The sequence below is a fragment of the Nostoc sp. EspVER01 genome (assembly GCF_034530635.1).
GTDB lineage: Bacteria > Cyanobacteriota > Cyanobacteriia > Cyanobacteriales > Nostocaceae > Nostoc.
In genome coordinates this window covers 144,581-168,032 of the sequence record NZ_JAVRCS010000004.1, presented here as the reverse complement: position 1 = coordinate 168,032, position 23,452 = coordinate 144,581, and the positions used below count along the sequence as shown (strand labels likewise).

Genomic DNA, 23,452 nt, shown 5'->3' with positions numbered 1-23,452 from the left:
ACTGTTTATCAACTACTTAGCGAAAAAGTTAGTTCATTACTGCCCACACTTGACGCCAATATTTGTGCCGACAATTTCGTTTGTCAGTACCAAATCAATCAAAAATGGCCCATTGTGATCCAATGCTTTTTGGATAGCTGGGGCAATCTGATCTGGTTTCTCTACCCGAATAGCCTGAACCCCTAAAGACCTTGCTAATTCAGCGAAATCGATATTTGGGTTGCACAAGTTAAAAGAAGATGGGTAGTCGTGTTCTGGTATTTGTTGCTCGCCCCAATAGTGCAGAATATTGAGCTTGAGGATTTGATAGCTGTGATTATTACAGATGACAAATTTGGCATCTATATTGTGGTGGGCAGCTGTCCAGAGGGCTTGGATAGTATACATACTGCCGCCGTCACCCGTGAACGCAACTACGGTTTTATCTGGATGAGCCAGCTTAATACCGATCGCTCCGGGAATACCAACACCTAGCGAACCGCCTCGTGTTTGGTAATATTGTCCTAGTTTTGTCGGTGGTATATACCGACAAAGTTCGGGAGAATTGGTAATGGCTTCATCGAAAATAATGGCATCTGCTGGGAGATGGGCAGCTAATTCTTCTGCAAAACGAGTCATGTGCAGAGGTACTGAATCCCGAACCGCTTTATCAGCTTCCAATCGAGCCGCCGATTCCCGCTTCTTGTTTTCAGCTATCCGGCTAGCCCTAAGAGAAGCCTCTTGCTTCTGTTCAGGTGTCAAAGTTGACTCAAGAGCAATCGCTAATTTGCTCAGACTAGTTTTCGGATCGCCAAGCAGCCCCAGATCCACTGGAAAATTCTTCGCTATTTCGTAGGTATTCAAGTCAATGTGAATTACTTTCGCTGACGAAGCAAAAACTCCAGATAGTGCCGGAAATACCTCTGGAAAAACGTAGGTTCCAGTAATCAAGATTACGTCTGCTTGTGATGTAACGCGACGGCTATCATCCCCAAACATGTGACCTAACAACCCTCCGAACAGAGGATGTGTAGCACTCATGTTCGCTTCCGATGAATCTGCTCCCCAAACTTGTGCGCCGATGAGTTCGGCTACATTTGTCAACTCAGCTTGGGCATCGGAAAAAGCCACACCATCGCCCATAATAATTAGGGGATGTTTAGCAGTAGCTAATAAAGTTGCTGCTGTTGCCAGTTGATCGGGTTCGGGCGCAACCCGTGTCACTGGAAAAGAAGTTGGGACAACTTCTTCATAATTAGGAGCATCAAGGATATCCATCGGCAGGGAGACGAATACCGGCCCCATAGGCGGCGTAGCGGCTATTTTGATAGCTCGGCGTAGCACGCGTAACAAAGAAGAAGGATCTACTACCCTAGTTGACCATTTTGTTACAGGCTTGGCCATACTGACCAAATCTGCTGCCATTTGGGCATCCATCGCATCGTAGCAGATACCAGCTTCGCCAGCCAGTACTACTAATGGTGCATGACCACGCATGGCCTGATAAATCATCCCGATGCCATTGCCCAAACCGACTCCGCTATGAAGTTGCACAATAGTAGGCTTTTTGGTGGCGCGGGCATAGCCATCCCCTGCACCAACTGCTATTGTTTCTTGCAATGCAAAGATATACTCAAATTCTGGATAATAGTCTTTTAACGCATCTAGGAACCCCTGCTCAACGGTGCCAGGATTGCCAAACATGTAATTTATGCCATCTGCCAGAAGTTGTTCGATGATTGCAAAGCGACCATTTCGGTTAGCCATCAAAGGCTTATCGTTGCTCTGTTTGATCAAACTTACCATCCGTACCGCCTCAGTCCTTTATCCAGAACTTCCACTACCTTTTGACCAGTTGTATAAGAATCTGCGGTAGACCGACCTGTGATAAATGGATAATCAACAATTACGGAGATTTCTTTCCCAAAATTACCGTGATATGCTCCATCTGGGCCGGTGGCATCTTGGAGAATATACTCTAGAGGATAGGGAGGTGGGCCCATGTTAATGTCTGCGCCGACAAATCCGGTGCCATCCTTGTAATCATATTCCTTGCAATGGCCTGTGACGTGCTTACCCCAAATAATGCTCTTGCGGTCTGCTAAGTCACGAGCAAAGGCGAGACAAGTTACACCGTAGCATTCTGCTGCGATCGCCTTACCCTTTCTGTAGAAACTCAGAATCAGGTCGTGAACCCGATGGTTATTTACTAAATCAACAATAGGACCACTACCACCGACTATCAGTAGAGCATCGTATTGTTCCAAATCCTTCTGCACTTCATCGAGTGCATTGTTGTAAGCTTCCATTTCCCGAAGGAATTTTTCAGCACTCCAGTAAGGGCGATCGGGCAACCATTCTGAGAGGATGATTGGGTTGTCCAGTCGTGGGTTCTTAGGATCTTCCAAGCGCTTGACTTTTTCGGCCATCTCCTGGGAAACAACAGTTCGACCTAAAGGTGGGTCGATATAAGTAGGATCCATGCTGGGAGGAAGCGCTACTGGCCTTTTTCCTGTTGCAGTTGCAAAGTCAACCTGATAACCCGCAGCATCGAAAGTTTCTAAAGGTCCTACCAGTTCTTCACCCCAATAACCATATTCCGATAAAATTATGAGAATTTTTTTCACAAGATTGTCTCCTAGTCATGAATTAGTTTTGAGATAATTAGCTTGCAACTTTTAGTCTTGAAACAGAGGTAGTAGCCCTTCTGTTTGAGAAACGATTAGTGGCAATAGATAATTGCTGGATTTGTTCGGTAATCGCATCAATGAATGGTTCAACTTCATGTTTTGAGCGACCAGTAACAAGATCACCGTCCACCACCACACCTGTAGGCGATGTTGTATAAACTGCACCCGCATTGAGAATATCTGCAAGGACAACCTCATGGCAGATAACTTGTCGGTCTTTGAGTAATTCAGGTATTGGTGTCAGTATCCAAAGACCGTGGCAGAGTGCGCCTTTAATAATCCTGGGATTTGCCATTGCCTTGGCGTAAAACTGTACAGCCGGTGAAGTGCGAACTTGTTCAGCACTAATTGGCTGACCTATTGGTGGCTCAAAGTAACGCAGACGCACGCTAGTATAGTTAGCCGTCATAATTACAGCCGCATAGTCGTTAACATCTACGTTTTGAAAATCAATATTTACGTCTATCGTTCGAGGTGTATTGCCCGTATCTTCATCACTGAAAAAACGAACGCTCGGCTGATCCCAGAGCCTAGACATCAGATGTACCGTTGCTTGAAGTTCTGAGAAGCGTTTTTGATATGCTTCAATTTCTTCAGGGATGAACTCACTTTCTAGAAGAATTGCGATTTTTTTCCCACCAAGGGATCTAGGTATCATATTGGTTCAATATTCTTAAGGTCACTAGATTATTAAATTTGGAATGTACGTGACTTATTCTTAAGCCTTTAGCAAAAAGTTTATAGAGACTAAAACATAAATACAAGGGTGAATGTTTTGCAGAAAGGTTACTTTTTTTATTGACTAAATTTTATGTAAATTTAAAAACTAAAATAAAATTACAATGGTTTATTTTTCGTTATAAGGTTGTATTTTTTTGGTAGTTACGGCTCGATAAATGCTCAGAATCACCGTAAGAATTCAGGAGTCAGAACTCAGGATTCAGAATAGTTAAAGAATCAGCAGAGCGTTTGATGAATAAATATACCAATCATTCTAGATTCCTGATAAATTCTGACTCCTGACTCACCTCGGCTACGCTCGGCGACCACCTGAGTGCTGAATTCTTACGAATCACCTTTATACTGCAAGTAATCATTCATAAATAATAAAATTTTAATACTTAAAAATAATAAGTTTACGACAATAAATAATCGTATTATATTTTTATCAATTCTGAGTTTTGACTTCTGATTGCGGAATTATGTGTAATCAGAAGTTTTCTCCCACTATCAATAATAATTGACAATTTTTCACAGACTTATCTTGACTTAACTATGAATTTAATCAACCAAGAAATTTATTACAAGCTGGAGCTAATGCGAAAGGCTCTGAGCGAAACTGGTGCAATGGGCGTGCGATTGCGCGGTTCAGATTGGTTCGCTTGGGCTACTGCTGGTGGTTCTAACACAGTGCTACTCGCTAGTGAGACTGGAGTAGCAGAAGTTTTGGTAACTGCTAAAGATGCCTGGATATTGACTGATGAGATTGAAGCTCAACGCTTACAGGATGAAGAACTTCCGGGTAGAGATGAGTCGTCAGATCGTCTTTACAAACTGCACATTAATCCTTGGGCTGATAAGGTTGCCCGCGAGTCTTTCGTGCGTGAGGGTACAAACGGGGGAAAGATTTTGAGTGACATTCCCACCACCCATGAAAGTTCATTACCTGTGTCACTCATAAATCAGAAGCGGGTGATTCTGCCAACAGAACTGGAGCGCTATCGGCGAGTGGGGCGTTTAGCAAGTGAAGCCATGACCGAAGTACTTTTGAAAGCCCAGCCTACCTGGACAGAGTACCAACTGGCCGGAGCAGGTGCAGAGGCGTTGTGGTCAAGAGGGCTACATCCAGCTTTGACGCTAGTCGCTGGAGAAAGGCGTCTGCCGCTATACCGTCATACCACGCCCAAACAAGAGGCGTTGGGAGGTGCAGCAATGCTGGTTTTTTGTGCGCGGGGATACGGTCTATATGCAAACCTGACAAGATTCGTCTTTTTTGGTTTGGGACAGGCCAATGCAGAGACACGAAATTTCGCATCTCTGCATTCTCATGTCCATAAGATTGAAGCTGAAGCTTTGAACTTGTGTGTTCCTGGCACGCCTATCAACGCAATTTATGACGCGCTTGGTAAGGCTTATGAGCAGCATGGTTATCCCGAAGCAATTCGCCAACATCACCAAGGAGGAACCACTGGCTATTTATCTCGTGAAATCATCGCTAATCCAACCACGAGCGAAAATTTAGTGGAAAACACGGCTGTAGCCTGGAACCCAAGTTTACCAGGAGCAAAGGTTGAAGATACTTTCATTATCCAGAAGGATGGAGGGCTAGAAAACCTGACTTTCGATCCAAAGTGGCCAAGCGTGAAAGTTGAAGGACGCGATCGCCCCTTGCCATTAGAAATTGACTAAAATTAAGCCAGCCGCAAGCCTCTTGATGTGGTGTATCAATGGGTATTGCGGCTAGTTTGTTCTAATTTTATTGGTGGTAAATCGCCCGTCCATAAGTTTTAGTCATTGCTTTGAGGCGATCGCTAATCTCTGGCGTTAAAGCTGCGGACTGATATCGCCAACCCCAACCCCCTACATTTTTGCCAGGAAAGTTCATCCTAGCTTCGGTACCTAATCCCAAAACATCCTGTAGAGGAATAATCGCCTGATTAGCTACAGAACTTAGTGCCAATCGAATCAAATCCCAGTGGATTCCAGACTCACTCTGACAACCTAAATAACCTAAGACTTGTTCTTTTTCTGGGGGTAACAATTGATTGAACCAGCCAACTGTCGTGTCATTGTCATGAGTACCCGTGTACACAATACAATTAGACTGATAATTGAACGGTAAGAAACGTTTTTCAGCTTGTGAACCATCGCCAAAAGCAAACTGTAAAATTTTCATGCCGGGAAATTCAAATCTGTCTCGCAGAGCATATACCTCTGGTGAAATTTCTCCCAAATCCTCGGCGATGATTGGCAGATTACCTAACTTCTGTTTGAGTACCTCAAAGAAAGCCTCTCCTGGAGCTTCAATCCACCTACCATTCATAGCAGTTGTTTCGCCCTGCTTTACAGCCCAGTAAGCTTGAAACCCGCGAAAGTGATCGATGCGAATCAAGTCTACATAGTTAAGCATGGACTGGAAGCGTTGCACCCACCATTTGAAATTCTCCTGCTGTAGCCGCACCCAGTTATAGATCGGGTTCCCCCAAAGCTGTCCAGTCGCGCTGAAGTAATCTGGTGGTGTTCCTGCCATTAGTGCTGGCTCACCTGTCTGTTCATCAAGGCAAAAGTTACCGGGATTAGCCCAAACGTCAGCGCTATCGTGAGCCACATAAATTGCGATATCTCCTAGTATCTGAATCCCACGCTGGTTAGCGTAGCGCTTTAGTTGTAACCACTGCGAGAAAAACTCAAACTGTAGATATTTATGGTAAAAAACTTCATCTGCAAGTCGCTGCTGCCATTGCTCGATCGCTTCTGGTTTGCGTTGAGCGATCGCCATCTCCCAAGTATTCCAACTAGCGCCGTTATGGGCATCCTTAAGCGCCATAAACAAGGCATAATCATCTAGCCAGTAAGCCTGACTCTGACAAAACTCCTGAAATTCCTCTTGCTGACTTGATTTTGCACTAGTTTTGAAGTTTTTGCAGGCTTTTTGCAGGATTGGTATCTTGGTTTGGATAACCTGGGAATAATCTACTCTTTCAGTGGAAAACTTTGGTAAATTTGTGAAATCTTCAGCCAACAAGCCCTTTTTTTGCAGCAGTTCTGGGCTGATTAACAGGTGATTTCCGGCGATCGCTGAATAAGAAGCATAAGGAGAATTACTATCTCCGGTAGGCCCCAATGGTAATATCTGCCAAAGCTGTTGCTTACTTTCTACTAAAAAATCAACAAAGCGATAAGCTTCCGATCCGAAGTCACCAATACCAAACTGACTAGGAAAAGAAGTAGGGTGTAGCAAAATCCCGCTAGATCTGGGAAAAGGCATAATAAACCTCTATCTTAAGAAATGGGAATAAAACATAAGATTAAGATGCATAAAACATAGATGCAAAGGTTAATTTTTCGTAAAAAGTTTGTATTATTTGGCTCTCTTTTTTTTAATTAGGCTTTCACTAAAAAATAATTACCATAAATACCAAACTTTCTAGTTTTTGCCAAACAAAATAGATTGAACAATGCATAACTATATCACTATCAAAATAAGACTACACTATCTCATACCTCATTTCTGATTTAGAGAGAATGAAATGGAAATAAAAATCGGTAAAATCAAAAAAGTGCAACCTTTTACCAAAATTATAGCCATTGTATTTATGTTGAATATTTTATAAATTATTTTATGGTTATAGGATTTTTTAAATTTTTTATGCTCTTTTGTTTAGCAGATACAAGTATTTAAGTACATGGCTAAAACCTTTATTTATAGTCGAAATAAACCTAAGCAAAAACAGTAAATTTATATCTTATAAACCTTTTAAAGCATCCTCTTAGATTATATTTGATGCAAGCAAAATTTGAATGTTAATACATTTTTTTTGGTAATAAAATATTCTTCTGAAATCAAATACTTAGTAACTTGAATTTCCTTGTAAATTTACCCGCGATCTGTTTCTTAAAACAACCACAAAAAAAAGAGGTTTTTCTCTGATGCGGAAATTTTATTTGATGGTTTTCAGCTATGCACAAATTTTGCTACTGGCTTCTTGCCGTTATACTTCCAATAACGCCACATCTACCTCTGCACAGGCGCTAACGCAGTTAACAAATAGCACTGTAGCTGCTACGTTATCTCAAGTAATACTGCCGCCAGCATATCTCATTTCACCAATGAAGGTTTTGCAGAGTGAAAAATACTCTGAGGGAATTGTCTTAGACGCTAAGGGCAACCTCTACTTCTCTCAAACTAAAGCTGGGACAATCACAGTTGTAACTCCTGAAGGCTTCACTAAAATCTGGGCTAAAGTCCCAGGTGCTAATGGTCACAAGATCCTGCCCAATGGCACTCATGTTGTCGCTGCCAAAAACTCGGTAGTACAGCTAGATGCTGATGGCAAGCTCCTGAAAGTGATTGCGAAGGAATTTAATGGCAAGCCCCTGGAGTATCCCAATGACATTACTATTGATTCACCAGCAGGAAGTTTTTACTTCACTGACTCCGGTAACTCAAACCCCCAGACCTCAAACGGCGCAGTTTACTATGTGGATTCTACAGGAAAAATTAACTTAGTTGTTACTGGATTGGCTTTTGCCAATGGCATTGTCCTCACTCCAGATCGCAAGCGGTTGTTTGTTAGCGAGAGCAATAAGAATCAAATCTTGGTCTATGACATAGTGTCACCAGGAAAAGTGTCTTCGCAGAAAGTGTTTGCTCAACTCCCTGTCAAACAGGGAGAGCAAATCGACAATAAGCCTGACGGTATATCCCTAGATGCGATGGGTAATCTTTATGTCGCTCACTATGGCATGGGTCAAGTGCAGGTTCTCAATCCTGAGGGTAAGCTGATCCGTCGATATTCAACTGGTAATCTCACCACCAGCAACTGCGCTTTTGCAGGCCCAAAGCTCGACCAGCTATTCGTAACTGGCGGTATAAAAACAGAAGACGGTTATGGAGGGATATTCCGCTTGGATATTGGCGTACTCGGATTAGATATCCGCCAAATGGGAACAGATCCTCGTTACAAAAAAGACGGCAGCATTCCTAGTTTGCCAAAGTAATCCCTCTTTCAAGAAGCACATTCGGTGGAATTAAGTTCTGGTTGATTATTTGTGCAATTTATTGTCCAATCAGGAGGCATTTGCATGATTAACCTTGTCCACACTTTAGAAACCTGCTGGTATCTTTCGTCACCTTGGGGCAAAGAAATTTTACCCCTAGAAGTATGCCTGCTGGAGAGAGTCTACCTCTCCACCATCAAATCATTCGGCTACTGCTGCGGGGTGGAATGGTCAGATCAAGGCTGGAGTTACAAGATTGCCTGCGACAACAATAATATAACTGTTTTGGGACGTGAAATTATTGGCACGGGCGAACTCCTTGCACTGACTTTTGAAAAACCTGTTTTCCGACTCGGTGAAACCGTCGAGTTCCGGTTTCATGGCGACGGGCCCGAGCTTCGGATTGTCCAGGGCATTCAACTGATTTGCGATTCTTGGTTTTACTGCATCGAATGGATGTCGCCAAGGATATCTGATAAAGGGGATGAGGTTTTCACCTCCAGAGATTCCATCGCACGAGTGACTGACTATGATTTGGAGAGGGTACGAGTATGAGCAATAGACCTGCCTTATTTTTATTTTCAAGGCAGGTCTAGTATTTAGGTAACGCAAGTAGGAATTAATAAATTTGAGATTCAAGCACAGTCAAGTTCCTACCCAGAAAGCATGGCAACAATCTCTTTTAGCCCACTTTTCTTGGCAATGTCTAAAGGAGTGTCTCCGTTCTTACCTTTGATATCTAAGCGAGCACCTGCGTTTAGCAGGAGCCTGACTCCTTCAATATTGTTCTGCCAAACTGCATCGTGTAGGGCAGTATATCCGTTATAAGGACCCTGAACATCTATATTAATCCCATATTGAATCAGAATTTTCATTACCTCTGGATGTCTCAAATAGGCAGAGGCATGGAGTGCAGTGGCCTTCATATTTGAGTCAACTGCGTGAATATCAGCACCAGCGTCAAGGAGTAGTTTCACCATTTCTGATTGGCCGTTAGCAGAACTGACGAGCAAGAGGCTATTTCCACTGCTGTCTGTTTGGTTAACATTTACGCCCGTTTCAATGAATTTTTTAGCGTCTTTAAGGTTGTTATTGATGACCGCAGCAACTAAATTAATATTCATATTTGTAAGATGAAAAAGTTAAAGCCTGTTTATATGGTCAATTTTTATTTTGCAAGTTTCTATTATTTTAGCCATGCTTAGTATTGCTGCTAGAACGATTGGAAAACCTCCTGAAGCGTGCTTGTACTACTTCCTTTTTCTCCAATTTGATAAAGTTCATTAAGCTTTCAGCTTTTTCTTGAGTTGAACTTTCTAATTTCAGCAAAGGCATTTCCAGCCAGCAGCTTCGGCAGAACCAGTATACCTGGTTATTACTAATGTGTTGTAGAAGCCGGTGGGAGCAGAAAGGACAATTTTTCATATGATCTGCTGGTTGAGAGTTGACTTTTGACTGCTGATTGCTCTCAAGCTTTGATTAGTCAGGAACTGCATCTGACGATCAATAGACTTATTGCAGAGCTTGGGAAAGGATCAAGATTAAAGATTCAAGGAAAATTCAGTCTCTTTAACCGTTTTTTATTCTCCTGTTCCTAACTGTTGCAAAAGATAATTTTGCAGGAGGCTAATAACCCAATGGGGCATTACTGAATTCAAGTATAAAATTTAAAAGTTCGGTATTTTCAACTATTTCATTTGCGTCTTTGCAATAAACTAAATTCATACTCAAAATCAGCAACGTCTCAGCGTGAGCAATTACTCCCTTGCTGCTACTACCGTTATCATCAATCGCATCAAACTATCCCGCTGATAATTTATTGCCTTTTGTGCGTGAGGATAGTTAGTTGATCGGTAATAGCTCGTAATTACCTTCCGTAGCCATTCATATGCCGATAAGACTTCGGAGTACCCCGATTTGAGTACAGAATTGTCACCTGATGGGTAGATTCTGGTGTAAGGAAGAGGAAATTCCAAACCATGTTTGTATCTTTAATGATTTCAACACGATTCGCAATTTGAAACTAAGGTTATGTGTATCAAACCATTGTCTATTTTTGCAACCGAACCATTTTCGCTTTTTAACATAAGTACTTCATTAGCAACAGTACTCTTATTAAAAATTTCAGCAATTTCTTGGATACAGGCTTGCAACCGTTGAGCTTCTGCAAAAGTTACAGTTGTGGGTTCCTGGTTGATTAATTCGCTTGAGTGTGCCTTTTGTGGGACTCTTTGCCAACATGGGATACTCTTACTCCGATGCGACCTTCGCCATGTTTGCGGGGTTGTATTGTGGAGGCGGAGAAATTGGCGACCGAAATGGCGTCTATCTAGATAGCCCACAGCTTCAGCAATCTGCTCTACCGACTGGTCTGTTTCGATAAGCAGACGGCGTGCCTCTACCATACGACGCTCAACAATCCAACAGAGTACGGTTTTTCCAGTCTCTCGCCGTACAAGATCGGTGAGGTAGGCAGGGGATCGATTGACCGCCTCAGCCACCTCTCTAAGACTAATTGAATTATGATAATTTGTCTCAATAAATCGAAAAACATGGCTTAACAAAGGTTGGGACTGAAGCAAGAACTTTTCAAAACTTGTCAGTATCGCCGTATTAATAGCGATGTTAACGTTATAAGAGTCAATGCCATTTAATAAATAATTAGAGTTCATCACTTTAGCCTCATTCATTGCATTAAATACACTTGGATTTCATCTCATCTGAACTAGAGTAGAATCTAAATATTTCTCATTTATGTTATGTTAACTTTCAGTTAGCCTCCAGAAAATAATTCCTTTAATGTTATACTTTCTCTTCCTTTATTTATAGATATCCTTTGATAACTAGTTTGGTCAACGCCTGATCCAATACAGCAATTCATCAGAGGCAGAAACGTCGCGATAAAAGCTAAGTTGCTCGCATTTTAAGTAGCACGAACCGCGATGTCCTCGTCGAAGCAAAGTTTCGTTTCCTTTGGCAATGACTTCGTTCGTTTCATCATCAAAACAATTCCATTCTGAGTAAATAACTTCACCATTGAACATAATAATTGGCCAAGCTATTGTTACACTTGGTTGAGCAAGAATTGCCCAACGATTTACTTCTCTATTTGTTGCTGCGGTTCTGCCATAAAAAGGTCCATCAGCACAAAAATATACAAGATTATTGGCATACTCACCTGCTAAAATGTCCCCCCGTCCTTGTCGTAGCGCTTCACAGTGGGTTGACCACCAATGTTTATTTTCCTGTTCTACTTGCTCTAAACTGTATTCTAGAGTTATTTCAGGTAAGGTATCATTACGTAAGGAAAGATATGTCTCTGCGTCTTTGAGTAGTTTTACTGCTAGTTCATTAGAAACTCGTTCAGGCTTGGAGTAATCTATTAACATATCATTGTAGTAGTTGGTTCGCTTCGTCATTTCAAGCCTCTACAATCTTTAAGCAATTTTCTCTTTGTATGCTTTTAATCCTGAATGCCTATAATCACTATATGCTGTTAAAAAACTAAGTTTCTGCTAAGGGTATGATCTTTACAAAAAGAAATCGGAAAGCAAAACCGTTGTTGTCCAGAATGTGTACATATAGCAGCCGCGGAAATTAGAGGGGAAAGCCCCCGGTGCATGAATCGGGGGATATAACCTGGTAAGTTAGTGTTAGGAGGCCTTGAGAGTGAGTAATTCTCTCAAAGGCTTTGCGTATAATTATCTATTTCAACACTGCTTTTAGCCAGTTAAGATAGAAAACTTAAGCGGAAAAGTTTGTGTTTTTAATTTGGATTTTAGGCAAAGTTCCAACGGAAGCGGTTTTTCACCAACAGTAAATGTAAATAACAGGTTTTGCTAACTTTGCTAAAATTTGCATTTTGTACCATTCTCAAGCAATTGGTTATTGAAGTAATTTGCACAGGTATAATCTCTAAATTTCTTGCTAATAGGGTTGAAAATTACTAACACTCGCCTAAAAAACAGAAATGTTTCTTTACATCCCTTACTGGGCAGGCGATCGCCCGTAAACAGCTTTTATTACTCTCATGAGAGTATAATCAATCTACTATTTGTTTAACTCATCAAGGGTATTTGATTGGGTTCAAGAATGGCTATTTCCACTTTTACAGATGTGCATTTTTGAAAACTGGAATCGTGCTATTGCTTATGTATCAAGCTTTTTAGGCTAAATAGTACATTTATCTGTGCAATTTTAAATTTGAAGAAGAGAATGTCACAGGAAATAAAGAACTTATCTTTATCTTAAGTTTCTTATCTTGAGTTGCAAAAGTTTTGTAAAGTTAGCAAACTTAACTGCAACAGGCATCAGTCAACCAACCACATAAATGAGGGTGCGTAAGATGAGCAATTACCAATGCTGCGAAACTTTGGATTCGTCTACATTGCCTCTGGACTAACTCCTTCGGTTGCACATTGAGTCTGCTACCGAACGGTTTTGACTACCAACAAGGCACTTTTGCAGGATACGAGATGCAGGAAGATACATAAGTCCTAATGGTATGGAATTTTTTCGCCATCTAAGTCATCTTTAACTACCTCTTTTTTGGCGAATGTCCAGCGAAACTCACAATTGGACATTGCATTTCTCAAAGAAAGTCAGCAAACTGCCCATGTCTTGGTAGCCAAGGCGGTGGTCAAGATGCTGGAAGACATAGAAATGCAATATGCATTTGGTATTTCGATAGGTGCGATGGCGTAACCGCCCGCCGTAGGCGATCGCATTCCTTTAGCATTCCAATAGCACAAGCTGTAACACAGTTCAATTTAGTTACTCAATTGACGATTTTTTGGAATTGTCGCTTAATAACGCCTCAAATAGCTTAACTGATTGTCATGTCTAGATTTTAACCATCGGACGAAATGCTTGCTGTGCTGAATTTGATGAGTGATTTAGCAACAACTCTATTATTGCCACGAGTGACTTCCCCCAATTCTGTAGCAACCGTAACTGAGGAAACAAGCTATGCGTAATGACTTTTTAATTAAAACTGATTCAGCGTGTTTCGTACCTGACAAAACAACGATCAAGACTGCTAACTATACTCAAAGGCATCGACCCGGTTTTACAAAAAGTGGCGATCGCTTTGCCTCAAATATGAGTCATGCACAGAAGATAGCTGAAACTCAGAAGCTTTTAGATAGAGCGATCGCCTATGCTTGGCACACAGTCAAGAGCGATCGCAGACCACCAAAACTCACCCCTACACGTTGGGTATGGCGAATGGCAGGTGCATACCATTCAAGCCGCCACACATCACGACTGATGAAAGAAGCCGCTCAACGCTTCGCTGCATCTGGTCGCACCAGGTTAGCAGACTGGGCTACACAGAAAGCGAAAGAAGAGGCTGGTCACGATCAACTCGCCCTGCTCGATATTCAATCAATGGGATATGAAGCTGAGGCTGTAGTACAGGCGCTTGTTCCATCGGCTGTCAAGGGTTTGATAGATCACTTTATTCAAAGTGTACAGGTTCCAGAGCCAATTGGTTGTGTTGGCTTTTTCTATGCAAGCGAACGCTTAGGGACATTTCAAGGTGAGGAATACATCCACAATGTAGAGACTTTGCTACCACCAGGTACTCATGCCACACGCTGGCTACGGGTACACAGTAGTGTTGGTGCAGAGGTGGAGCATGTGAAGGAGATAGTTCACGTTGTGGCAGAACTGACTGCTTATGAGCGTATTCGCGTGGCTAAAGCCTGTTATGAAACCGCATTGTTACGCTTTACTCCTCCGAAGGAGGGCTACATATCAGACAAAGAACTTCAGAGTGTATTGAAACCACTAGAGTTGAATAGTTGCCCACTAGTGTGAACTAATTTTCCATAAGCTAAATAAATGACCTGGTAAGCAAGAAAGGCTTTTTTCCGACACGCTTAACTGTACTGTTCAAACTATAAGGAGAAAAAAGATGCTATCTCAGATTTTAGATTTTGGATTTTCGATTTTAGTCTCGCTAGGGTCTAGTTTTGCCAATGAAGCTGTTTTTTCACAGATATTTCCAAATGCAATAAAGACTACACCTATCGAGCAGCCTTTAAGCCATGATCTCACTAGTAAGCTCCTTGAAACCAGTTTGGATATATTAAATGACATCGAACTTGATGATTTGGAAACTATCATGAATAAATTGGCGCAGGGATTGCCAAGCGATACCGAATTTGGTACGATGTAGGACTCGTATATATATTAGACATCTACAAAAAAGAACCTCAAACTCTTATCCTGTCTAGGTGAAAACCTAACTTTTGGAGATGTCTATTCTATTTAATGGTCTATAATCAAACCAATTGTAAACTTAACGGGACTTACGCACACTCTAAGAGTATTACCCTTTTTGGCGTCTTGGCAATTTGATAAATTAAGCTTTTTGTCGATTTTGTGTAAATCTTACTTAATTGTTTAGTCCCTGTTAAACTAGGAGCTAAAACAGCTTGAAGAGAGTATAGCCCTAGCTGCCATAAGAGCTAAATAGTTAGGTATTAGTATTCATTGGACAGAGAAAATTTTTATTCATCAACCTGATATTTTAGACAAGGCTTACGGTAGGCTGATATTTGAGATGGAGAAATATTGACTGGTTTCATATAACTGCTTGCAGGGGCTATTTTTCATAAGAAACTGCTCCCAAAACTTTCAAAGTGGCAATAGTTGCTGTAGTTAAACCTGTAACCCCCATAATGTTCATCCGCTCATATGGTTTTTCTGCTTTCATAACTTTTAAGCACTCACCTGTTGTCGCATTCCACAGTCTAATTGTTTCATCTTCACCACCGCTAGCTAGAGTTTGATTATCCGGACTAAAAGCGACTGATCTGAGCCAGCCCCCTGCATGTCCTTTCAACGTTTTTAGACATTCACCAGTGCTAACATCCCACAATCTGACTGTGTGATCTTGACTGCTACTCGCTAGTGTTCGGCTGTCTGGGCTAAAGGCGACTGATAGTAACCACCCTGTATCCACTCGCAATATTCTAAGGCATTTACCAGTGATGACACTCCATAACCTTAATGTTCGATCTGTACTGGTACTTGCCAACAGTTCACCATCTGGACTAAAGGTAACTGACCAAACCCAACTCGTATGCCCCTCCAAGGTCTTGAGGCACTCACCAGTGCTGACATCCCACAGATTGAGTGTCTGCTCCAACGCACCACTGGCTAGCATCATCCCTTGAGGGTTGAAGGCAATTGACCAAACCTGATTTCTATGTCCCTGGCAACTTCTCAAAAGTTGACCCGTGTTAACATCCCATAACCTGACTGTTTGGTCTTCACTACCACTCGCCAGTGTCAGACCGTCAGGACTAAAGGCAACTGACCGAATCGTAGCATGATGTCCTTGGAACATTTTGAGGCATTGACCTGTACCCACATCCCACAACCTCAGCGTTCGATCTTCACTGCCACTTGCTAGCGTCTGCCCATCTGGACTAAAAGCAACTGACTGAACCGCAGCACAATGTCCCTGAAAGGTTTTGAGGCATTGACCTGTACTCACATTCCACAATCTAACCGAAGAATCGTGACTACCACTTGCCAGCGTCTGTCCATCCGGACTGAAAGCGACTGAGAATACCTGATGAGTATACCCCTGGAACGTTTTGAGGCATTGACCTGTACTCACATCCCATAGATGTACCCTCTGATCAGAACTGCCGCTGGCAACTATATCGCTTCGTGTATTAAAGGAAACTGAATATACCCAACTAGAATGTCCTTCCAACGTTTTGAGGCATTGACCATTGCTAACGCTCCATAGTCTTACCGTCTGGTCAAAACTACCACTTGCTATAATATCACCTTGCGAACTGAAGGCGACTGAATATACTTCATTTAAATGTCCCAAGAAAGTTTTGAGGCATTCACCACTAATTATATCCCATAACTTTATCGTCTGGTCTTCACTGCCGCTCGCTAGCATCTGACCATCAGGACTAACGGTAATTGCCCGTATACCATCACTGTGTCCTTGCAAAACTTTGAAGCATTCACCAGTATTAATATTCCAGAACCGAACTGTATGGTCATCACTACCGCTCACCAGCGTTTTTCCATCAGGAGTGAAGGTAACGGAGCATACCCAACTTGTATGTCCTTGGAAGCTTCTAAGACATTCATAAGTGCTGACACACCATAACTTCACCGTGTGGTCATCACTACTACTAGCTAGCATATCACCATCTGGACTAAAGACAACTGACCAAACCTCGTCATCATGCCCTTGCAAGGTTTGCAGACATTTGGCAGTTCTGACATCCCATAGCTTGATAATACAGTCAACGCTACCGCTAGCAAGGGTACTGGAATCAGGACTAAAAGCAAGGGATGTGACCCAATTATTGTGACCCTTAGAGCTAAGAAGTTGTTTCCAATCCGAAACTTGGTATAAGCAAATAGAGCCATTGGTATCGCCCAAAGCCAAAAATTTGCCATCAGAGCTAAAAGCTAACGACACCACACCGCCGAAAGTTTCTGCAAAAACAGACTTATTGAAATTGGCATTTTGGAAATTTACATTGTGTAATTTCAAACACCGCAGGTCTGCTTGCCAAACACTCAGATCAGAAAAATCATAGCCCGTAAGATCAGTCTCTAAATGACAAAACAGATTGAGAATATTCCCAGCTGTATAACTTTGTTCTAGCGGTGATGTCTCTCGTGACCTTGCTATAATTTGGCTTAGTTGATTCTCCAGGTTTTTTTTGCTTCTCAAGACAGTGAGCAACGCATCTATAACTGGCTTAAGAATAAGGCGAATTTGAATTTCTCTCACGTAGTCTTTGTCCGTCGCCTTCATCAAAGCATGACACCTGAACAAATCAGGTTTCTGAGTGACAATCTCTTCACAAACTATCTCTATCAATCGCTGAGTAACATACTCCATGACTACAGGTTGTAGTGTAAAGAGTGCTGTGCTTTTCTCGACTAGCGATCGCCTTACCAGAGACTCCAGAGCTTCTAGTAAGTTTTGTGGTGGAATTGGTGATACAATATCCTCTCGTATTTCTGATAGCGAAACTGGCTCACGATTGATTGCTAGCCAGTATATGATATCTTTTTCTAAATTTGCCAAGCGCGAAAACTGCTGGTCTAGCAGATCGCGAATGCTACCAAAAACAGCCGTGTAATGTTGCAGAAATTCAGCAACATTACCATCAAAAACATCTTGTATCGTTGTCGCCACTATTTTCAAAGCTAGGGCATTACCTGCATAACGCTCGACTACTGCTGGTAATTCTGACTCTGAGCCAGAAAAACCCTTGGCTTCAAAGATTTTTTGCCCTGCTACTACCTCTAAACCACTCAGTTGTAATGAGCGAACAGCCAGTGTTTCTCCTCCCAGTGAGGCTATATCTTTGGGTTTTTCACGTGAAGTCAGCACCAAGGAGCTTTGATGCATAACTTGTCCCAATCGTTTTATCAGTAAGCCATAATCTTCATAGCCTTCTCGATAGCATCCAGCATAAGCGCCTGTTTGCAGAATAGTCTCTACATTATCTAATACGATCAGACAGCGCTGTTGTTGTAAATATTCAATTAGTTGTGATATTCTCCCATTTACATTTTTTGGTAAGTCAGTTTCTAAAACCTGCTCGTTAGAAAAAAATTGAATTAAATTTGCCAGCAGGTCAAAAAGTGGGGGAGCATTGTAGAGCGATCGCCAGATAACGTACTCAAAACATCCTTGAACCTTTTGCGCTAATTTGGCAGCAAGAGTTGTTTTACCAATTCCTCCCATTCCCAACAGCGCCACCACTCGACAGCGTTCCTTAATCAGCCATTGCTCTAGTAGAGTCAGTTCATCTGTGCGCCCATAGAAAACAGATACATCCACCATCTCTCCCCAATCAACGCGCTTGGGGTTTTTCAAGTCTTTTTGCCCTTTTAAATCAGAGTCTGGACTTGTGTAATCGCTTTTATCCAGTTCCAAATTAAACGTCATAAACAAACGCACAAGCGTTCGTTTGTCAACCCCGGTTTCACGAGTAAGTATCTTTCTGAAAGTGACAGGAGTGATCCCAGCTTGTTCGCTTAATTCTTCTAAGGTAGATTTGGAGCCATTGTTTTTCCTAAATTCCCACTCAAGTTTGGCATTCTGAAGCTTTTGCCAGCCTTCACGAGTCAGTATAAGCCCACGATTGCGTTTGGGTTTCTCTGGTTTCATAATTTTTTAGGGAGAATTGTATTTGGAGTAATAGGCTCCTACCACTGGCATTTATGGAAGAGAGTTTTCACTAAATTATAGTTGTTGCAAAACAAGCTAAATAATTCGATAAAACCCTGTCAGAGAAACCATTTAAAAAATATAATTTTAGATAGTTAAAACTGAAATAGTAAAAGATATTGAGGGAGTTTAAACGTTATTAATCGCCAAATCTATTATTAGCAGATTAAGAGTTAATTTGTAAATTTATACCCACCATCCATGATGATATTAATAAATATCTCCTGAATTGAATTACCAAGTTTTGACTCTAGTAGAAGAAAATTTTAATTTCCTGTTTATAATTTTTGATTAATCTTGATTACTCAGTAGTTTACTATGTAATAGTAATTGGAAAGTCATTAAAAGTCAATGACAATGGCTAAAAAAAATGCTGCTAATTTAACAATTCAATTTTCGCTAGAGGAGAAAATCATCTTGGAGGAATATTGTGAGAAAATGCAGCGAACAAAGAGCGATGTAATTCGAGAGATGGTACGCACACTTAAAAAATACTTAGACAGTAGCCAAAGTATTTAGTAACTTTGGAAACCCATATTTAAAAAGTAAGCTGTTGTGCATCTAATGTTCCAGAATGAAGTCCCTAAATCTGCAAAATAGGCAGTTAAATCTCCAATTTCTACAACCAAGTTAAATACGCAATAGCTTATGGGTTTTCAAACCTCTGTAATTTTATATATGCAACGATTGAAGAAGAATTCAGAAGTCAGAATTCAGGAGTCAGAATAAATCAGTCGGGGATTCAGACCGCGCAGGAATTGAAGACCACCAAATTGAAAATTTGGTGGGGGTGCAAAAACGCCGATTATTCATCCGCCAGTCGCACAGAAAACATTGCTGAATTCTGACTCCTGACTCCTGAATTCTGTTCGATAAATTCAAAAGCCGTCTCTTGGCTCCAGGCTCAACGCAAAGTGAAGCAAAGTCAAGCCAGGGAGAAAGTCAATTCTCGATTGCTCCCAAAACTTTCAAAGAAGTAATAGTTGCTTGGGTTAAACCTGTAACACCAGTAATGTTCATTCCCTCATAAGGTCTTTCGTTTCTTAAAGTTTTTAGGCATTCACCCGTCAAAACATCCCACAACTTTACCGTTTCATCTTCGCTGCCACTTACCAGAGTTTGACTATCTGGACTAAAGGCAACTGATCTTATCCAATGGGTATGACCATGCAAAATTTTGATACATTGACCGGATTGGACATCCCACAACCTTACCGTTTGATCTACACTCCCGCTAGCCAGAAGTTTACCTTCAGGACTAAAAGCAACGGACAATACCCAGCTTGTGTGTCCTAACAAAATTTTGAGACATTCACCTGTGCTAACATCCCAAAGCTTCACAGTTTTATCTTTACTGCTACTGGCTAAGGTCTTACCTTCAGGACTGAAAGCGACGGACAATACCCAACTTGTATGTCCCGACAAAATTTTGAGACATTCACTTGTGCGAATATCCCAGAGCTTGACTGTTTGATCATCACTGCCACTGGCCAGGATATTACCTTCAGGACTGAAAGCAACCGACCATACCCCATGACTATGTTCCAAAATATTCAAAACTTGACCAGTGTTGACATCCCAAAGCCTTACAGTTTTATCATCACTGCCACTGGCGAGAATTTTACCTCCAGGAGCAAAAGCAACTGACTTTACCCAGCCAGTATGTCCCCGTAAGATGTTGCAACATTGGCAGGTGCTGCTATCCCACAGCCTCACAAGTTGATCGTAACTGCCACTTGCTAATATATTACCTTGAGGACTAAAGGCAACGGTTCTGACTCGATTAGGGTCTCCTCGCAAAGTTTTGTAGCACTTCCCATCCGCGACATCCCAGAGCTTTACGGTTTGGTCATTATTGCTGCTAATTATGGTCTGGCCACCAGGAGCAAAGGCAACAGACCACACCCCATTATTGTAGCCCTGCAAGTTTCTTAAGGCTTGACCAGTGCTAACATCCCAAAACCTCACAGTTTGGTCATCACTACCACTGACCAAAGTTTGACCATCTGGACTAAAAACAACAGAACAGACAAAACTTGTATGTCCCTGCAATGTTTTAACGCATTCTCCTGTGCGGAAATTCCATAGCTTCACAGTTTGGTCATCACTACCGCTAGCCAAAATATTACCATTAGGAGCAAAGGCGACTGACCTAACCCTGTCACTATGTCCCTGGAAAGTTCTCAGGCACTTCCCATTTGAGATACTCCAGAGTTTCACAGTTTGGTCATCACCACCACTAACCAAGGTTTGACCATCCAGATTGAAAGCAATTGAGGAAACCGAACTAGTGTGTCCATGCAAAGTTTTGAGGCATTCTCCTGTGCAGAAATCCCATAGCTTCACGGTTTTATCACTGCTAGCACTGGCTAAAATTTTACCTTGAGGACTAAAAGCTACAGATAATACCGAATTAGTATGTTTTCGTAAAATTTTATAACACTTACTATTCGGAATAGTCCACAAACGCACTGCCCAATCATCGCTGCCAGAAGCTAAAACTTCACCTTGAAGGCTGAAGGCAACAGCTCGTACCCGCTCAGGATGTCCTGTTAAAGTTTTCAGGCATTCACCTGTGTTGACATCCCACAATTTCACACTCTGGTCACTACCTCCACTGCAAAGAATGCTACCATTTGGACTGAAGGCGATCGCTCGAACCCAATCAATATGTCCTAGACAGGTCAAAAGTTGTTCGCCCTCAGCAAAGTCTCGCCACAAGCAAATCTTGCCATTTGCGTCACTCGCCGCTAAAATTTTTCCGTTGGGGCTGAATGCTAAAGCAGAAATTTTACTGAAATTTTTAGTAAAAACCGATTTAGATAAATTAGCGTTTTGGAAATTGACTTGAGGTAAACTTACACCCCGCATATCTACTTGCCAAACGCTTAGGTTAGAAAAATCATAACCTCTTAAATCTGTCTTTAACTGACGAAGCAAGTTGAGAATATTCCCGCTTGTATACCCAGGTTCCAGTGGAGATTCTCCTTGCAGCTTGACTAAAATTTCATTTAAATGATTTTCTAGTTTTTTTGGGGTTTTAAAAATAGTTAAAAGTTCATCTATAACGGGCTTAATAATTAAGCGTATTTGAGTTTCTCTAATGTAGTCTTTGGATTGAGCTTTACTCAAAGCATAATACTTCAGAAGCACAATCTTTGGAGTTGCAATTTCTTGATAAGTTTGCTGAATTAATTTACTAGTGATATATTCCATTACTACAGAGTGTAATGTGAAGAGGAAACCACTTTTTTCACTTAGCGTTGACTGAAATTTGTCGATGAGACTTCGCCTGATCAAAGACTCTAGAGCTTCTAATAACTTGTGTGGTATTACTAATGAAGTTAAATCTTCTTGCAAATTGTAGAGTGGAATTGACTCACGATTAATTGCCAGCCAGTACATAACCACACGCTCTAAATTAGATAAACGCTCAAACTGCTGCTCTAAAACAGCACAGATATCGCCAAAAACAGATGTCTTTTGGTTCAAGAACCCACAAATATCACCATTAAAGACATCTTGAATAGTCGTTGCAACTATCTTCAAAGCCAATGGATTACCAGAATAAAGCTCAATCAGTGCTTTCTCTTGGGATTCTGCTCCAAACAGACCTTTGAGGTGAAAAATTTTTTTTCCTTCTTCCTCTTTCAGACCCCTCAGTTGTAATGAACGAACAGGTAGTGCTTGTCCTTCGTGTGACGCCACGTCTTTGGGTTTTTCACGTGAAGTCAGCACCAAGGAGCTTTGATGCATAACTTGTCCCAATCGTTTTATCAGTAAGCCATAATCTTCATAGCCTTCTCGATAGCATCCAGCATAAGCGCCTGTTTGCAGAATAGTCTCTACATTATCTAATACGATCAGACAGCGCTGTTGTTGTAAATATTCAATTAGTTGTGATATTCTCCCATTTACATTTTTTGGTAAGTCAGTTTCTAAAACCTGCTCGTTAGAAAAAAATTGAATTAAATTTGCCAGCAGGTCAAAAAGTGGGGGAGCATTGTAGAGCGATCGCCAGATAACGTACTCAAAACATCCTTGAACCTTTTGCGCTAATTTGGCAGCAAGAGTTGTTTTACCAATTCCTCCCATTCCCAACAGCGCCACCACTCGACAGCGTTCTTTAATCAGCCATTGCTCTAGTAGAGTCAGTTCATTTATGCGCCCATAGAAAACAGATACATCCACCATCTCTCCCCAATCAACGCGCTTTCTAAACTCCAAGGCTGAAAGTCTCGCCAAATCGGGATTTAACTTAAGATAGTCTTGGGGATTTAACTCTAAGTTAAACGCCATGAATAAATAAACTAGCGTTCGTTTGTCAACCCTTTCCTGGTTAGTAAGTATCTTTGCGACTGTATTTGAAGTTAATCCAGCGCGTTCACTTATTTCTTCTAGAGTGTACTTGGAGCCAGATTTTTCTCGGATTTCCCCTTCAAGTTTTGCCTGCTGAAGTTTTTGCCAGCCTTCAGGAGTGAGTATAACGCCACGATTCCGTTTTGGCTTGTGCCGATTCATAAATCATGAATACCTATTTTTTACAGCAAAAGCTCATGGACAGACCTTTAAAAATAGTGATTCCCGTCAGTTTTGGCTCAAAGCTTGGTCATGCATGGAATCAGGGCTAACAATAGAACTCTTGCATCAATATTTTGTGGTATGATTAAGAGTTATTTAAATTTCATCTTTGACAATTCAAATAGTAAGAGTTTATAAATTTTTTCGATCAAGTACTATCAGGCGTTCGCTAACTAAAAAATGGCAACAAACGCTGTTTAAGTTATTGATTAATTCCTGAGATTATTTGATAAATTTAATTTTTTAA

The 23,452-nt window shown here is 41.4% G+C and carries 16 protein-coding genes and 1 pseudogene; 7 read left to right on the top strand and 10 right to left on the bottom strand.

Features of this window, described 5'->3' with window-relative positions:
* Positions 1–36 precede the first annotated feature (36 nt).
* Genes RMX69_RS05470 through RMX69_RS05460 form a run of 3 tightly spaced genes read right to left on the bottom strand, consistent with a single transcriptional unit; the run spans position 37 to position 3,327 of the window.
* On the bottom strand, positions 37–1,785 hold the full coding sequence (locus tag RMX69_RS05470) for a thiamine pyrophosphate-binding protein (RefSeq protein WP_322636745.1): 1,749 nt from the start codon (positions 1,783–1,785) through the stop codon (positions 37–39).
* The gene (locus RMX69_RS05465; protein ID WP_322636744.1) at positions 1,779–2,606 is read right to left on the bottom strand and encodes a type 1 glutamine amidotransferase domain-containing protein; all 828 of its coding nucleotides are present in this window, start codon (positions 2,604–2,606) and stop codon (positions 1,779–1,781) included. Before RMX69_RS05465 ends, RMX69_RS05470 begins: the two co-directional genes overlap by 7 nt.
* Before the next feature lie 37 nt (positions 2,607–2,643).
* Entirely contained in the window at positions 2,644–3,327 is a 684-nt protein-coding gene (locus RMX69_RS05460; RefSeq protein WP_289797822.1) for a DJ-1/PfpI family protein, read from the bottom strand.
* 617 nt (positions 3,328–3,944) lie between these two features.
* Here RMX69_RS05460 and RMX69_RS05455 point away from each other — a divergent pair.
* Positions 3,945–5,078 carry a M24 family metallopeptidase gene (locus RMX69_RS05455; protein ID WP_322636743.1) on the top strand — a complete coding sequence of 378 codons (1,134 nt, stop codon included), beginning with the start codon at positions 3,945–3,947 and terminating at the stop codon, positions 5,076–5,078.
* 67 nt (positions 5,079–5,145) lie between these two features.
* Here RMX69_RS05455 and malQ read toward each other — a convergent pair whose 3' ends face one another.
* Positions 5,146–6,657: a 4-alpha-glucanotransferase gene (gene malQ / locus RMX69_RS05450; RefSeq protein WP_322636742.1), complete on the bottom strand. Its 1,512-nt coding sequence runs from the start codon at positions 6,655–6,657 to the stop codon at positions 5,146–5,148.
* A gap of 662 nt (positions 6,658–7,319) precedes the next feature.
* Here malQ and RMX69_RS05445 point away from each other — a divergent pair.
* Positions 7,320–8,390 carry an SMP-30/gluconolactonase/LRE family protein gene (locus RMX69_RS05445; RefSeq protein WP_289797819.1) on the top strand — a complete coding sequence of 357 codons (1,071 nt, stop codon included), beginning with the start codon at positions 7,320–7,322 and terminating at the stop codon, positions 8,388–8,390.
* A gap of 84 nt (positions 8,391–8,474) precedes the next feature.
* Positions 8,475–8,945, top strand: a complete 471-nt coding sequence (locus tag RMX69_RS05440; protein WP_322636741.1) for a DUF1392 family protein — start codon at positions 8,475–8,477, stop codon at positions 8,943–8,945.
* A gap of 98 nt (positions 8,946–9,043) precedes the next feature.
* Here the strand turns inward: RMX69_RS05440 and RMX69_RS05435 are convergent, their stop codons facing one another.
* The 4 genes and pseudogenes from RMX69_RS05435 to RMX69_RS05420 form a co-directional block, all read right to left on the bottom strand.
* On the bottom strand, positions 9,044–9,514 hold the full coding sequence (locus RMX69_RS05435; protein WP_289797817.1) for an ankyrin repeat domain-containing protein: 471 nt from the start codon (positions 9,512–9,514) through the stop codon (positions 9,044–9,046).
* 749 nt (positions 9,515–10,263) lie between these two features.
* Positions 10,264–10,383, bottom strand: a pseudogene (locus RMX69_RS05430) (catalase); the annotation flags it as partial.
* Between the two features lie 7 nt (positions 10,384–10,390).
* On the bottom strand, positions 10,391–11,080 hold the full coding sequence (locus RMX69_RS05425; protein WP_322636740.1) for an AraC family transcriptional regulator: 690 nt from the start codon (positions 11,078–11,080) through the stop codon (positions 10,391–10,393).
* A 162-nt stretch (positions 11,081–11,242) separates the two neighbouring features.
* Positions 11,243–11,809 carry a hypothetical protein gene (locus tag RMX69_RS05420; protein WP_289797816.1) on the bottom strand — a complete coding sequence of 189 codons (567 nt, stop codon included), beginning with the start codon at positions 11,807–11,809 and terminating at the stop codon, positions 11,243–11,245.
* A 1,156-nt stretch (positions 11,810–12,965) separates the two neighbouring features.
* Between RMX69_RS05420 and RMX69_RS05415 the strand changes: the two genes are divergently transcribed.
* The 3 genes from RMX69_RS05415 to RMX69_RS05405 all read left to right on the top strand — a co-directional run bounded on the left by RMX69_RS05415 (position 12,966) and on the right by RMX69_RS05405 (position 14,571).
* The gene (locus RMX69_RS05415) at positions 12,966–13,094 is read left to right on the top strand and encodes a hypothetical protein (protein ID WP_322636739.1); all 129 of its coding nucleotides are present in this window, start codon (positions 12,966–12,968) and stop codon (positions 13,092–13,094) included.
* Positions 13,095–13,358: 264 nt separating this feature from the next.
* Positions 13,359–14,210, top strand: coding sequence for a hypothetical protein (locus RMX69_RS05410; RefSeq protein WP_322636738.1), 852 nt, complete (start codon positions 13,359–13,361; stop codon positions 14,208–14,210).
* A 97-nt stretch (positions 14,211–14,307) separates the two neighbouring features.
* Entirely contained in the window at positions 14,308–14,571 is a 264-nt protein-coding gene (locus RMX69_RS05405) for a hypothetical protein (RefSeq protein ID WP_322636737.1), read from the top strand.
* Positions 14,572–15,000: 429 nt separating this feature from the next.
* Here the strand turns inward: RMX69_RS05405 and RMX69_RS05400 are convergent, their stop codons facing one another.
* On the bottom strand, positions 15,001–18,564 hold the full coding sequence (locus tag RMX69_RS05400; RefSeq protein WP_322636736.1) for an eIF2A-related protein: 3,564 nt from the start codon (positions 18,562–18,564) through the stop codon (positions 15,001–15,003).
* 411 nt (positions 18,565–18,975) lie between these two features.
* On the opposite strand from RMX69_RS05400, the gene RMX69_RS29390 reads away from it, so the two are divergent.
* Complete coding sequence (locus RMX69_RS29390; protein ID WP_354666146.1) at positions 18,976–19,143, top strand: ribbon-helix-helix protein, CopG family; 168 nt, start codon at positions 18,976–18,978, stop codon at positions 19,141–19,143.
* A gap of 423 nt (positions 19,144–19,566) precedes the next feature.
* Here the strand turns inward: RMX69_RS29390 and RMX69_RS05395 are convergent, their stop codons facing one another.
* On the bottom strand, positions 19,567–23,145 hold the full coding sequence (locus RMX69_RS05395; RefSeq protein WP_322636735.1) for an NB-ARC domain-containing protein: 3,579 nt from the start codon (positions 23,143–23,145) through the stop codon (positions 19,567–19,569).
* Positions 23,146–23,452: the final 307 nt, after the last annotated feature.

Bases quoted from the DNA above. Each gene is read 5' to 3' on its own strand.
- RMX69_RS05425 (WP_322636740.1), bottom strand. From the start codon at position 11,080: ATGAATGAGGCTAAAGTGATGAACTCTAATTATTTATTAAATGGCATT.
- RMX69_RS05445 (WP_289797819.1), top strand. From the start codon at position 7,320: ATGCGGAAATTTTATTTGATGGTTTTCAGCTATGCACAAATTTTGCTA.
- RMX69_RS05460 (WP_289797822.1), bottom strand. From the start codon at position 3,327: ATGATACCTAGATCCCTTGGTGGGAAAAAAATCGCAATTCTTCTAGAA.
- RMX69_RS05440 (WP_322636741.1), top strand. From the start codon at position 8,475: ATGATTAACCTTGTCCACACTTTAGAAACCTGCTGGTATCTTTCGTCA.
- RMX69_RS05470 (WP_322636745.1), bottom strand. From the start codon at position 1,785: ATGGTAAGTTTGATCAAACAGAGCAACGATAAGCCTTTGATGGCTAAC.
- RMX69_RS29390 (WP_354666146.1), top strand. From the start codon at position 18,976: ATGACAATGGCTAAAAAAAATGCTGCTAATTTAACAATTCAATTTTCG.
- RMX69_RS05420 (WP_289797816.1), bottom strand. From the start codon at position 11,809: ATGACGAAGCGAACCAACTACTACAATGATATGTTAATAGATTACTCC.
- RMX69_RS05455 (WP_322636743.1), top strand. From the start codon at position 3,945: ATGAATTTAATCAACCAAGAAATTTATTACAAGCTGGAGCTAATGCGA.
- RMX69_RS05395 (WP_322636735.1), bottom strand. From the start codon at position 23,145: ATGAATCGGCACAAGCCAAAACGGAATCGTGGCGTTATACTCACTCCT.
- RMX69_RS05400 (WP_322636736.1), bottom strand. From the start codon at position 18,564: ATGAAACCAGAGAAACCCAAACGCAATCGTGGGCTTATACTGACTCGT.
- RMX69_RS05410 (WP_322636738.1), top strand. From the start codon at position 13,359: ATGCGTAATGACTTTTTAATTAAAACTGATTCAGCGTGTTTCGTACCT.
- RMX69_RS05435 (WP_289797817.1), bottom strand. From the start codon at position 9,514: ATGAATATTAATTTAGTTGCTGCGGTCATCAATAACAACCTTAAAGAC.
- RMX69_RS05405 (WP_322636737.1), top strand. From the start codon at position 14,308: ATGCTATCTCAGATTTTAGATTTTGGATTTTCGATTTTAGTCTCGCTA.
- malQ (WP_322636742.1), bottom strand. From the start codon at position 6,657: ATGCCTTTTCCCAGATCTAGCGGGATTTTGCTACACCCTACTTCTTTT.